This is a genomic window from Phaeocystidibacter luteus (assembly GCF_008933115.1).
Classification (GTDB): domain Bacteria; phylum Bacteroidota; class Bacteroidia; order Flavobacteriales; family Schleiferiaceae; genus Phaeocystidibacter; species Phaeocystidibacter luteus.
On the sequence record NZ_WBVO01000003.1, the window covers coordinates 104219 to 117321 of the forward strand.

The following is a 13103-nucleotide window of genomic DNA, read 5'->3' on the forward strand; positions in this document are numbered from 1 at the left end:
ACGTGAGGAAACAGGATCTGCATCAATGGTTGAATAATCCGGAGTCTATCGATGAAAAGGCGACGGAGAGTTTGGAAGGCGCGCTGCGTGATTTTCCTTATTCGTCCGTGCTTCAGCAGCTCTATTTACGCGGACTTGAAAATCAGAAAAGTTACTTGGCCACAGCTCAGCTCAAGAAAGCTGCTATGTGGTCTCCCAATCGTTTCAAGCTAAAGGAGTGGTTGGAGATTGATGAAGATTTGAGTGGCAAACTGGGAGATATTCCTGAGCCACCTAAACGTCAGCCTCAACCAAAACCAACACCGCCGCCGCAAGTCACATCACCCAAGCCTCAAGAGAAGAAAGTTGAAAATCCTTCCGTTGAGGTTCGCAAAGAGCAGCCAGCTCCTAAGCCAATTGAAGTACCTAAACCCACTCCGCCTCCAGCTCCGAAGAAGAGTGAATCGACTGTTGAGGCGCACCGCACTCAGTTAGGGGATGATTTGAGTCATCTACCGCCAAAAGTGAGGGAGATTGTAGAGAAGAGTAGGCGTTTAAAAAATCAATACGGAGGAACCGGAGTTCCCATTCCGGAAGAAGCGCCGGAGAAAGTGGAGCGGCCCGAGATTCCTCCAGTTGAACAAGTTCGAGAGGAGGCCCCTTCCGAGCCAGAAACTTTAGAAGAAGTAATAAAGGAGGTCGCCGAAGAGCAGGCGGAAATCGCACCGACATTTGATGAGCAGGTAGATACTACGGAGACGGAACCTATCGAAATAGATATGTCTGGGGTGACATTACCTCCATTGATTGACGTAGATCTAGTAGAGGAAGATGAGGAGGTTGAAGAGCGCACTTTTGCCAGACCTATTATCTTGGATGAATTAACGGAGGTTTCGAGACAGGAGGAGGCGGTTGAATTGGACTTCACTGCATGGTTGAGGATGAAGGCGGGCCGTTCTGAAGAACCTGTTGAAGAGGAAAAGCTGGAAGAAGTATCAACCGATATTCAATGGTCTGAAGTTGCAGAAAGTGCTACGGAAAAGGAGCCTGTTGAAGAGGTGGAAGAGGAGAAGAAGGCAGATTCGAAGTTGAAGAAGATGCAGTTGATCGATAAATTTATTGAAGATCAGCCAAAAATTTCTCCGATGAAGAAATCGGAAAACGTCAGCATCAATCAGCATGAAAAGCCCAAGCGCATTGATGTTTCGGCTATGGGAAGTGAGGTAGGCGATGACTTTATTACGGAAACTCTGGCTCAGGTATACAAGCAACAAGGAGCGCTCGATAAAGCATTGAGCGCCTATGAGATATTACGTTTGAAATATCCTGAGAAAAGTAGTTTCTTTGCAGACCAAATTTCTGAGATACGCCGATTGCTGCGTAAATCTGGGAATTGAAAATTGACTACGATAAGACGATAGATATGTTATTAGTTGTTAGTATTCTGATTGCGCTTGTATGCGTACTCCTCGTTTTGATCATTTTGGTTCAGAAGCCAAAAGGTGGAGGACTTGGATCATCATTTGGTGGTTCTGCGAACATGTTAGGTGGCGTTCAGAAGACGAATCAGTTTTTGGATAAAGCTACTTGGGGATTGGCTATTGCTCTTCTCGTTTTGGTGCTTACCACAAACTTGGGTGCGGTTGGTGATTCAGTACAGGGCCAGGAAGCTGGTACTTCTGTAATCCAGAGTGAAGATGTTCAAAACCAGGGACAGAGCTTTAGCCCTGTTGACGGTGCGGGAACAATCAATACCCAAATCAATACGGAAGATCAACAGGAGCCAATGGAGCCTGCAGAATAATATTTGACAGTTTTTTGTCAGACTCAGAATGCCACCCCTGTCAGGGTGGCATTTTTTATTTCCCCATTTCTGCCAAATGGCATCTTTACAGGTGTTGGCACATTTTCTGACTAATGGTCTGCATCTAATTAGTAAGTAATAATTGGTCTAACCAAAACACTAGATTCCATGGCAGACATTAACATCCGCCCAATTGCAGGAACGAAGAACAGAGTAGTAGTTGAACCTGCGGAAGCTGAAACTAAGACGGCTTCGGGAATCATTATCCCAGACACAGCTAAAGAGAAGCCACAGCAAGGGTTTGTACGTGCGGTAAGCGACGACGCTGAAGACGGCAAGCCTTCTGTGAAAGTAGGTGACCGCGTTTTGTATGGCAAGTACTCTGGAACGGAGTTCAAGTACGAAGGTGGAGATTACCTCATCATGCGAGAGTCTGATATCCTCGCGATTATCTAAACGAACACGAACGAAGTATAACATTTAACCTAAGGTAAAATGGCTAAGAACATCGACTTTGATGTAACCGCTCGCGACGGCATTCGTCGTGGTGTTGATGCACTTGCAAATGCAGTAAAAGTTACCCTCGGACCAAAAGGTCGCAACGTGGTAATTGAAAAGTCTTTTGGATCACCGCACGTGACAAAAGACGGTGTAAGTGTTGCTAAAGAAATTGAACTAAAAGACAAACTTGAGAACCTAGGGGCTCAGATGGTTAAAGAGGTTGCTTCCAAGACTGCTGACATTGCAGGTGATGGAACAACAACGGCTACTGTGCTTGCTCAGGCGATTATCAATCACGGTTTGAAGAACGTCGCTGCAGGTGCGAATCCAATGGATTTGAAGCGCGGTATCGACAAGGCTGTGGAGAAGATTGTTGCTGAGCTCAAGGCTTTGAGTAACGAGGTAGGTGACAACATCGAGAAGATTGAGCAAGTAGCTTCAATCTCTGCAAACAACGATGCTACAATTGGTAAGTTGATTGCTGAGGCGATGGAGAAGGTAACCAAAGAAGGCGTTATCACCGTAGAAGAAGCAAAGGGTACCGATACTTACGTGGATGTAGTAGAAGGTATGCAGTTCGACCGTGGATATTTGTCGCCATACTTTGTGACTGACACCGAGAAGATGCAGACGGAGATGGACAATCCACACATCTTGATCTACGACAAGAAGATCAGCACGATGAAGGAGTTGCTTCCTATCCTTGAACCAGCAGCTCAGTCTGGAAAAGGATTGTTGATTATCGCTGAAGACGTTGAAGGAGAAGCGTTGGCCGCTTTAGTGGTTAACAAACTGCGCGGTGGATTGAAAGTAGCTGCGGTTAAGGCGCCAGGATTTGGTGACCGTCGCAAAGCTATGTTGGAAGACATCGCCATTCTAACGGGTGGTACTGTGATCTCAGAAGAGCGCGGTTTCACTTTGGAAAATGCGACTTTGGATATGCTTGGTTCTGCTGAGAAAGTGAGCATTGATAAGGACAACACTACGATTGTGAATGGTGTTGGAAGCAAAGAGGATATTCAGGGGCGTGTGAATCAGATTAAGGCTCAGATTGAGTCGACAACATCTGATTACGACCGTGAGAAACTTCAGGAGCGTTTGGCTAAGTTGGCTGGCGGTGTAGCTGTACTTTATGTAGGTGCGGCCTCTGAGGTTGAGATGAAAGAAAAGAAAGACCGTGTTGATGATGCGCTTGCGGCTACTCGTGCTGCCATTGAGGAAGGAATTGTTCCTGGAGGTGGTGTTGCACTTGTACGTGTAAGCGATAGCATTGCTACCTATGAAGGAGACAATGCGGATGAAACAACAGGTGTTCAGATTGTATATCGCGCAGTTGAAGAACCGCTTCGCCAGATTGTGGCAAACGCGGGATTGGAAGGAAGTGTAGTGGTTGCCAAAGTAAAAGAGGGCAAAGACGACTTCGGTTTCAATGCGAAGAACGACGAGTACTGCAACATGTATGAGAAGGGTATTATTGACCCGACTAAGGTTACCCGTGTAGCATTGGAGAATGCTGCATCGGTTGCAGGCTTGGTTCTTACAACTGAAGCTGCGATTACAGAGATTCCAAGTGAGGATGGTGGAGTAGGAGCTGCTGCCGGAATGGGTGGTGGCATGCCAGGAATGATGTAATCCTCACCACTTGAGAATAGGAAGCCCCGCATTTTGCGGGGCTTTTTGTTTTAGTAAGAACCGCAAATTCGGTTTTCCATTAATTCAAAGGAACATCTTTGGGTTGAGGTCGACGATAGCTGAAGTCTTTAGATGTCTTTCTGGACAAATGCTAAGACCGATGTTATCTGGGTTGATGAGTCGGGGTGAACAGTCGACTGTGCACGCTGCGCTTGATTGGAACTCAAAAATGGAGGGTGATAGAACAAGTTTGTCTCCATCTATTTTTAAGAAGGAAATCAATTGGTGAGTGGTATTGTTATAGGTGGATTCACCCCGAACCAACAGGATGTCTGGAACTGAGCATGATTCAATTCTAATGTTCTCAATATCCGACTGAATTTGAAAGTTGTACTTCCAGAAGTTAACGACCTCCCTCTTTGAAAGTAGGATGAATTCATTTTGATAGAAGTAACCCGTCTTTAACAAAAAGGCTGGCTCTTCTTTTTTTGAATCAGCATTGGATATATCGTTAGCGCTAGTGCAGCTCATCGCGAGAATTGAGCAAAAAATGAATGAAAGAATAAGTCGGATCATAATATGTTTTATTTGTTTCACGGTTGTTTGATGACCAGTGAGTTTATGAGTTCTGGTCCTAGTTCGGTTTTGATTTTCACGACATACTTCCCGGGAGGGAGATCATGTATGGGGATATGTTTACCACTAGAAGCCTTACCGCTATGGAGACACCGTCCGTTCAGGTCGAGAATCGAGAACTCAGCGCTCGTCACGGCATGTGGTAAGTTGATTGAAAAGTAGTCAGAAGCGGGATTTGGATAAACATCGACTTCTGCTTCTCGCACGAATGCTCTTTCAGATAAGATTGAACCCTGATTGTCCAGAATCATCACGTGCACGCTAGTGTTTGGACTGGAGTAATTGGTCCAATCGTATTCATTTAGGACTAGGACGTAACGGTTTCCCGGGAGGATGTCGGTTGAAATTTGATTCCCAGTAGAATGCCGAGTGTAGATTCGACTCCAGTTTAGGGTATTTGTGTTCGTGTTGAGGTTGTACAGATAGACTTCATTGAGGGGTTTGATTTCAAAATGAGAACCGAACACTTCTTGTCCGGCGATGGCAATGAAGCAGCTATCTGTGTTGTTCATGGAGATAGCGTCGTTTCGAGGTTTGACACCCATTGTATTGAGGGTTCCGTCCAAGTGAGTATTGGCACCAGAGAATGCAAATGTGTCGATGGATTGAACTTGAAATTGACTCGTCAAATTGACTACACCTAAGTTGTAGTAAAAGTCAGCATATACGGGAGGAGGAAGGTTGTGGCTGAAGTGATTTACCGTTGTAATGAGTCTTGTGGTACTGTCATTGGATCGGACGAAATATCCTTCGTTATACGTTCCAAACTCGGGTTTAATGGGGTCTTGGATCTTTATGGTTGAAATGACATTCATATTGGTGTCTAGAAATGTCAACGGTCGATAGTAATCATAAGCAGAGATCATGGAGATGGCAAAGACACTGTCATTGTACATGGTTAAATCAGCAAAATGAACTGGGTAAGACTTGTCTCCTGCAATGTCAACAGATTCGAATCTTTCAATCGAACTGTCAAAAGATTGTTGGATTATAAGACTTCTTTGATTAGCATATGCGGTATCCCATATTGCACCTGTATAGAAAATTTTGCCGTTTGCGATGGAGATATCGGCTAGGGATATATTCAGGGAATCACTTCCGAGAATAATCGTATCAAGAATATTTAAAAAGGAGTCAACTTTGAGGATTACCGCCTCGTACCTGGGGTACGAGTTTCCTACATAATAGAACGAGGTGAGCAACACATGTAGCTGCCCATTTATACTCTCAATTTTCTCAACGTATAGCGACTCATTATTACGGTGATGATTCAAGCCTGAAATATCCACGCTGTCAATAACCTCGAGTGAGTCATTCAGCTTGATGATTGCCTGACCATGTGCATCCCAATTAAAGTATCCGTGATTTCCAACATTCAAGTACAAGTGATTGCCAAGGACAGCACAACTTGTAGAATAGGTGAAGGTGTGTGGGTTTAGGTAGCGCTCTGTCTCTTGACCAAAAGAGATACTGGAGATAAATGAGGCTATCAACGTAAGCATGAAAATCTTCTTCATAACAATGAGAGTTGAGGAGCAAAGGGAGTACGTATTTGATTAGCACTCCCTTTGCCAATTGATCTATTTTAGAACAGATTATGAGGTTCCATTCTTTGATGATTATTTGGAATTGAATACCACTTTAGAAGTTTGCATTTATAACCGTAATTGACTGAAGTGTTTCGGACGTTACCATTGTCGACTATCAGGTCCTTAACACCTTCATAGTTAGGTATGCCAGGTTTTCCAATAATGGTAGATAGTTGATTGACAATCTGCTGTGTATAGTCGTCATTTTGTGAAGCCGTCATGCATTCCGTTACATGGCAAACCGGCCTGTGGTTTAAGTGAATAGAATTCACGTGTCCTGGCAAATATGTTGGGTCAACTTTTCTCGAATTGGTTGCATCATAAGCTGCCGTCACCGTAAACACATTCGTCACCGACTTTAATCCATTTGGGAAGAGCAAAGTTCCATATTTCGAAGGTGGCATTGCCGCAAGGGCGTTGTTTCCCATTTCTTTCCATACCCCGATGTTGTTGAGGCCAGTGCCGCCGCATGCTGTTCGCTGACCTACCATGCCGTCAAACGTGGCCGGAGGAACTGGACCTGTGCCACCTAAATAAGGCGTTGTTCTTGGAGTTTGGAAGAAAACAGATACCACCTTTAATTTTGCAAGACCATCTGTAATACCCCAAAACTGCACATCTGTAATGCTGTGATTCAATCCCGCGGCTTCCTTCAAGATGACCAGATCGGAAGTGCTTTCTATTGCAGTTCTTAATGCATCGTTGGAGACATTTCCATTGTCTAGGGCAAGCTCAAACTCTACTGATTCCTCTATTCGCTTGTCATATTCGCTTACGAACACATTCGAAGAAGCAGTTACCTCGTCGATATGCAAGTAGTTAATCCCAGTTTCCCACGTCCAAATGGCCTTAGTGAGATCGGTATTTCCATTTTCAGCAGCTTCTGAGAAAAGGAAACGAAGCTCCGTCTCTAGCGCCTCATAAGGATGCTCTGTTCCCCAATTGTAATACTCGTATTCCGGATTCAGTTCGTGATCAGAATAGTTATTGTGACCAGATTCCGCTTGTAGTCCAGAGAGTCCCTCTGGAGTGTCAAATCGTTGAGTTTCCTCAATTTCTGGTGTGCATGCAATGAGTCCCGAGAGAAGTAGGACTCCTGTAATTTTGTTGTTTAACATGAAGTTTCGTTTGGTGTGCCTACTCTTATGGCTTTTCAGCTGCCGCCAATCTCAACCTTTGAGATTAGTGTAAAGCACAGAAGAAAATGCAGGCAGACGGTGCGCTAAAAGTTCAATGATTGAACTTCTAGCGCACAATTTTCATGTTTGAAATGGGCACTTATCCCGATTTGATTTCGTATCATCGGGTTACTACTAACTACACAGTTGATAATCTCTCATCAAAGTGTAGATCATGGAATATTCTCTCGTCGGAAATAGAATCCGACAAATCCGGGAACTGAAAAACATCAAACAGTCCTACCTCGCCATCCAACTCGAAATCTCAACTCGAGCATATTCGAAAATCGAAAGTGGTGAAAGTCATCTTACCGTCAGCCGATTGTATCGAATCGCACAGGTTCTGAATGTTGACGTTGCCGATGTCGTAAGTGCGCGCCCTATTAATACCGAATTCATCTCTGGCTCTCGGTACCAAGAATCCATTGTACATCAGCTCAATACTATCTCGCAAGAGCTATCATGGATCAGAAAACGTCTAGAATGTGATCAGGATTCAGAAGCCGAAGGTTCAACCTGAGTGTCAAGGATAGGAAGAGCATCCAATTCCGATTTAATCGGTCGCATGAATTCTAAATAGGTCGGACGTAGCTCCTCAGCAATCGGTTCAGCATCCGGTAGCTTTTGTCGAAGTGGATCAACCTGAACGCCATTCTTCCAGAAGCGATAACAAACATGCGGACCCGTAGCCAGCCCGGTAGACCCTACATACCCAATAACCTCACCTTGTTTCACGCGAACGCCTGCCTTAATTCCCTTAGCAAAGGCACGCATATGCAAATACTGGGTGCTGTAGACCGAGTTGTGACGAACCTTCACGTAATTGCCATTTCCACTTGTATAGCCAGCTCTTTCAACCACACCATCCGCTGTTGATAGAATTGGAGTTCCCGCCGGCGCCGCATAGTCCGTGCCCAAATGTGGTTTCCACCTTTTTTGAACCGGATGAAATCTCCTTCGCGTATATCGAGATGAAATTCTTCCGAATTGAAGCGGAGCTCTCAAGAATGCCTTTCTCAAACTCTGTCCTTCGTCGTCATAGTATTCCATGGTCCCATAGGTGGTATCCATGAACGCAAATGCATACTCTTCCTCCCCCATATGTGTAAGAGAGCTCGCAATGATTCTTCCCGTACCGACGAAGATGGTGTCATCAATGTATTCTTCCTCGAAAATTACCCGATACGTATCTCCCTCTTGAATGCGGAAGAAGTCGATTGTCCAGGCGTAAATCTCACTGAGTTTAACGGCCAAAACTGGACTTACATCCTGCTCCTGAAGCGATAGATATAAGCTTCCTCTAATGACCCCAGCGGCTTCACGTCTTTTGATGGTGATTTCACGCTGACCTGTTTCAACCCAAATAGAATCTGTCAAATGAAAGACTACATATTCTGTTAACGACTCTTCGTAAACAAGGTATTCCGCGGTGTTGAGAGAGTCGCGCTTTTGGAAGACTTTGTAAGGTTTGCCAAGCTGAACGTAACGGATGTCGAATACTGTGTCGAACTGACTCAGCGCGTAAACCGTACTGGAAGGAACACCATATCGGTCAAGAATTGCTCCGAAAGTCTCTCCCGATCCAATCGTCGCATCCGTGATATCGTACTCATCGATATCGATACCATATAGAGTGCGCGCCTCGATGGAGTCTTGAACGGCCGGTGCATTTGGGGTCTTGCTAATGACCGTGTCTTCCGGTAAGAATTGAGAAATCGCCGCAATAGCTACAATGGCCAACAATCCGCTTATTACTGCAAAGCGAATGGTGTTCTTCTTCCACTTCATTACTTGTCTGACTTCAAGTCATTCAATACATCATTCACCCAACCGCGGCCCCATTCAGCCTTCTCTGCATCTGTCCAAATCTCAGGATAGAAGATTCGCTTTTGAAAGCGTGGTGGCAAGTATTTCTGCCAGTTTGTACCCCCTGTGGCTCTCACGTCTTCATCCCTGCGGGCAAGATAGCGTACAGCTGAGCGGTAATGTTCAAGCGGCCAATTGATGTTTACGTTTACATCTAGCTGCTTGAGCTCTTTGATTAGGCCTTCATTCTGTTGGTCTTCTGCGCTCAGTTGTTTGAACTTTTGCCAAAGTGTTGAACCTCTCCATGCATCTGCCATTCGGATGAGTTCGTCGCTGTACTTTTCTTCGAACTGCTTTAGCGTAAGTGTCTTTTCCCCACTTGCAGCAATGGTAGCGCCATCCTGCCAATAAATCTCTTTGTACATCTCTGCGATGCTAGAGTCATTGTTGAATTCGGCTCGCTTTTCAGGCTTCACCAATTGGAAAAAGTCAGTAGAAGCGATTTCTATTTTGCGGTATTGTACGCTTTGAAAACCGCTGGCTGGAATGAGTGCCATTCTAAATTTTAAGAACTGCTCGCGGTCCATTCCATCTACCATTACGTTGAAAGAGTGTGTAAGAGCACCGAAGTAGCGGTTCATTCGGCGCACTTTCTCGCGCAGAAATTCTGCTGTAGGAGATGGATTGTTTCTCACTTGTTTCAGCTCATGTAAGGTGAGCTTGAAGTAGAGTTCCGTGATCTGGTGATACATGATGAAGATCTCCTCATCTGGAATTGGAGTCCTCGGTGTTTGCAGACTCAGGAGGGTGTCCAAGTGGATGTAATCCCAATAAGTAATGTAGTCTGCGTAAAGGAGTCCATCGAGAAAGGCAAGTAGTTCTTGGCCAGATGCCTGGTACTTTTCCGAGAGCTTCTCGATGCGGTCTTTAAGATCTTCGCTGAATTCCATGGAATGCTCAAGTGATTTCGGCGAATGTACAAACTTTTACGCCCTTCTACCTTGTCGATAGAAGGGCGTTTTAAGTGGTGGTCGGCATTTAGTTCCGACGTCTATTCAATGGATGAGCTAAGTTTTGGTAGCTCGACAAATCAACCTTGATGCTGCCAACAGCGAGTTCGGTTTGAAGGCGAACAGGTATTCTATTCTTGTCATTCGAAACCCAAATGGTCATCGTTTCACTTTCCTTGAATACTCGTCCTTCCTGTACTACCGGAAGAAATTTCATGCACGAGATGGTGAAATCTTCGAGCTCTACGTTCTCAACGCCCAAGTACTTCAACTTGAAGGGGAAGTTTTCGTGGTCTAAGAACACATCAATCACAATTTCATCTCCAATTTGAATCTCATCAACATCCATACTTCGCGCATAGTAGAAGGCGGAAAAGATGTCTTGCATGTTCTTTTCAAAACTGAATACCGTGTCTGTGCGATAGACGTCACGTGCACTCTTTTCGGCATGATTGAAGATAATGTGACGCTTAATTTCGAATCCTCCTTCGTCGATATCCCGGATGAACTCTACCGGGGCAAGGGAAGAGGTGTCTATGTAGGTTTCGTAACGATCTCGAGTGCGAAAGAACCAGTCCGTCATTCCAGTAGTTCTCCCGGTACCTACCATATGATAGGAAGGTTTGCTTCTTCTATTGGTAAATCTCTTTACTTCCAGAGTGGCTTCGCCAGCTTTTACAAGTCCGTAGCGAATGTTATAATCGAGTTTCTCTCCCACTTTAAACGGGAGGTCTTTGTTGGCTACTGGCTCAAACGTACTAACACCACCTGCGCGGACGCCGGCAGAGTTTGAGAAGGCCAATAATTGAAAAGCCAGTAAGCCGATGATGATGTTTAATCGTTTCATGATGTTGATATTTGTGCTAATCGATTAGCGTAAATCCAATTCTCGTGCCAGATTCTCATAATTTAGAACGCAAGCGGATTCTTTTCCTTGTCCTCAATTGGGGATTAGGACACGCTACACGTTCTGAGGTGTTAATCAACGAACTACTCCATAGAGGATTTGAGGTTCACATTGCCAGTGATGGTGACGCGCTACACGTTCTTCAAAAGAGCTTTCCCGAGCTCACTTTTCACGAGCTGCCGGGTTACGGTATTAAGTACGGCACGGGGGCTACCAATCTTCTCAAGTTGCTTTTGCAAGCACCTACAGCAATGGGGGTCATGAAGCGAGAACGAAAGCTTATTCAATCCCTACACGCTGAATTCGATTATGATGGATTGATTTCAGATAATCGCCCTGGGGTTGCTATTGAAAGTATTCCTTCGGTATATATCACGCATCAACTTAACATTAAAGCGGGATTGATGTCGAAGCAGGTGAGTGCCGCACACGCTAGATTTTATCGCTCCTTTGATGAGGTTTGGGTTCCTGATGATCCTGTGAGGAGCATGTCAGGGGATCTTTCAGAATCGGAGTCAAGTCTTCGCGTGAAGTACATTGGAACACTTTCCAGGTTGCGAAAACTGCCGATTCAAAAGCGTATTCCGTGGGCCGCAATTTTAAGTGGTCCTGAGCCAGCACGATCGGAGTGGGAGAGTGAGTTGAGGGCTGTTCGGAATTCCTTACCAGAGGGTGGAATCATTGTAAGAGGCAAACCGGGTGAAGGGATAGTAGAGGAAGGGGTGGTAGATTATATGAACAGCGAGGAGTTGTCACAGCTCTATGCCGATGCTGAGGTTATCATTACCCGATCTGGATACTCGTCATTGATGGATTTAGTCACATTGGGAAAGAAGGCACTTTTGATTCCAACACCTGGGCAAACGGAGCAAGAATACTTGGCGGTTCATCAATCGATGGTGGGGTGGAGCGCTTCGAAACAAGGAAGCTGTGATTACCTGAAGGAAATTGAAAAGCTACGCGACGAAACCGCCCCGAAACCTATTTCATCTGCCTTGCCGGCTGATTTATTTGGCCTTTTTGAGCGTGAAAGAGAAGGTTGATCCTACGCCTGAGGTACTGCGCACATTGATGGTTTGCTTGTGCGCATCTACGATGTGCTTCACAATGGCGAGACCTAATCCTGAGCCACCAACATCGCGGGAGCGGCTTTTGTCTACACGATAGAATCTTTCGAAAATTCTAGGGATATCAGTTTCCGGAATCCCCATTCCGTTATCCGCTACTTCGATGAGGAATTTGTCATCCATGTCGAAAATTCCCACTTCAACATATCCTTTTTCCTTTCCGTATTTCACGGCGTTCACAACCAGGTTGGCGAGAACTTGCTCGATGCGATGTGGGTCGCCTTCAACCTTCATCGGTCTGTCGTAATCCTTTTTAAGCTTGAGCTTGATGGACTTCTCTTCGGCCTTGTCTTCGAGCATTTCGAAAACGTCTCGGATGGTCTTGAGCACATCGAACTGTTGCTTGCGAACGTCCATTACGCCGGATTCGAGCTTGTTGAGAACGTCCATGTCTTGAACAAGAGCAATCATGCGATCTACGCTTCGGTTGGCACGATTTAAATACTTCTTGTTGATTTTCGGATCGTCAAGAGCGCCATCCAGAAGGGTGAGGATATACCCTTGAATATTGAAGATTGGGGTTTTCAATTCGTGACTTACGTTGCCGATAAACTCACGTCTGAATGCTTCACGTTCTTTCAGTTCGCGTATTTCGGTATTGCGTTCTTCGGCCCATTCCGAAACTTCGCGTTCGACCATTCGCAAGTCGGAAGTTCGAGCGATGAGGTCTTCTTCTTCATCGCTACCTAATTTCAATTCGTGAATGTTCTTGTAAATCAGTTTCACCTTGGCATAGATGAACTGTTGAATCACAAAACGAACGAAGATGAAAGTTAGGCTGGTAACGCCAATGAGTAAGGCTAACGCGAGGACATAATTGAACTCGATGCTCAAAATTGCCGTACCGAGCCAATATCCACCAGAAGTGAGCAATCCAAGTGCGATGGCAACAAGGGTGGCCAGTACTTCCGGCTTTTCGATGCGCATGGGTAAG

13 protein-coding genes are annotated in these 13103 nt (G+C 45.2%); 6 read left to right on the top strand and 7 right to left on the bottom strand.

From position 1 onward, the window contains the following. Positions 1-2: 2 nt before the first annotated feature. The 4 genes from F8C67_RS05870 to groL all read left to right on the top strand — a co-directional run bounded on the left by F8C67_RS05870 (position 3) and on the right by groL (position 3916). A complete protein-coding gene (locus F8C67_RS05870; RefSeq protein ID WP_151666888.1) occupies positions 3-1376 on the top strand; it encodes a hypothetical protein in 1374 nt (457 codons plus the stop codon). Next, positions 1373-1783 (top strand): preprotein translocase subunit SecG, encoded by a 411-nt coding sequence (secG, locus tag F8C67_RS05875; RefSeq protein ID WP_407675834.1) that lies wholly within the window; start codon positions 1373-1375, stop codon positions 1781-1783. The genes F8C67_RS05870 and secG overlap by 4 nt, the downstream gene beginning before the upstream one ends. 168 nt (positions 1784-1951) lie before the next feature. After that, on the top strand, positions 1952-2239 hold the full coding sequence (locus F8C67_RS05880) for a co-chaperone GroES (RefSeq protein ID WP_151666889.1): 288 nt from the start codon (positions 1952-1954) through the stop codon (positions 2237-2239). A gap of 39 nt (positions 2240-2278) precedes the next feature. After that, the gene (groL, locus tag F8C67_RS05885; RefSeq protein ID WP_151666890.1) at positions 2279-3916 is read left to right on the top strand and encodes a chaperonin GroEL; all 1638 of its coding nucleotides are present in this window, start codon (positions 2279-2281) and stop codon (positions 3914-3916) included. 84 nt (positions 3917-4000) lie between these two features. Here the strand turns inward: groL and F8C67_RS05890 are convergent, their stop codons facing one another. From F8C67_RS05890 to F8C67_RS05900, 3 genes are all read right to left on the bottom strand, one after another. Next, positions 4001-4447, bottom strand: a complete 447-nt coding sequence (locus F8C67_RS05890) for a hypothetical protein (RefSeq protein ID WP_151666891.1) — start codon at positions 4445-4447, stop codon at positions 4001-4003. A 62-nt stretch (positions 4448-4509) separates the two neighbouring features. Further along, positions 4510-6069: a T9SS type A sorting domain-containing protein gene (locus F8C67_RS05895; protein WP_151666892.1), complete on the bottom strand. Its 1560-nt coding sequence runs from the start codon at positions 6067-6069 to the stop codon at positions 4510-4512. Between the two features lie 68 nt (positions 6070-6137). Then, positions 6138-7259, bottom strand: a complete 1122-nt coding sequence (locus tag F8C67_RS05900; protein WP_151666893.1) for a hypothetical protein — start codon at positions 7257-7259, stop codon at positions 6138-6140. A 235-nt stretch (positions 7260-7494) separates the two neighbouring features. Between F8C67_RS05900 and F8C67_RS05905 the strand changes: the two genes are divergently transcribed. Further along, positions 7495-7839, top strand: a complete 345-nt coding sequence (locus F8C67_RS05905) for a helix-turn-helix domain-containing protein (protein WP_151666894.1) — start codon at positions 7495-7497, stop codon at positions 7837-7839. Here F8C67_RS05905 and F8C67_RS05910 read toward each other — a convergent pair. The 3 genes from F8C67_RS05910 to F8C67_RS05920 all read right to left on the bottom strand — a co-directional run bounded on the left by F8C67_RS05910 (position 7809) and on the right by F8C67_RS05920 (position 10982). After that, complete coding sequence (locus F8C67_RS05910) at positions 7809-9107, bottom strand: peptidoglycan DD-metalloendopeptidase family protein (protein ID WP_151666895.1); 1299 nt, start codon at positions 9105-9107, stop codon at positions 7809-7811. The two genes, F8C67_RS05905 and F8C67_RS05910, sit on opposite strands and share 31 nt — an antisense overlap. Next, entirely contained in the window at positions 9107-10075 is a 969-nt protein-coding gene (locus F8C67_RS05915; RefSeq protein WP_151666896.1) for a tryptophan 2,3-dioxygenase family protein, read from the bottom strand. The genes F8C67_RS05910 and F8C67_RS05915 overlap by 1 nt, the downstream gene beginning before the upstream one ends. Before the next feature lie 88 nt (positions 10076-10163). Next, a complete protein-coding gene (locus F8C67_RS05920) occupies positions 10164-10982 on the bottom strand; it encodes a DUF3108 domain-containing protein (protein WP_151666897.1) in 819 nt (272 codons plus the stop codon). Positions 10983-11026: 44 nt separating this feature from the next. On the opposite strand from F8C67_RS05920, the gene F8C67_RS05925 reads away from it, so the two are divergent. Beyond that, positions 11027-12085 carry a glycosyltransferase family protein gene (locus tag F8C67_RS05925; RefSeq protein ID WP_151666898.1) on the top strand — a complete coding sequence of 353 codons (1059 nt, stop codon included), beginning with the start codon at positions 11027-11029 and terminating at the stop codon, positions 12083-12085. Here F8C67_RS05925 and F8C67_RS05930 read toward each other — a convergent pair. Continuing rightward, a complete protein-coding gene (locus tag F8C67_RS05930) occupies positions 12050-13096 on the bottom strand; it encodes a sensor histidine kinase (protein WP_151666899.1) in 1047 nt (348 codons plus the stop codon). The genes F8C67_RS05925 and F8C67_RS05930 overlap by 36 nt on opposite strands. Positions 13097-13103 lie beyond the last annotated feature (7 nt).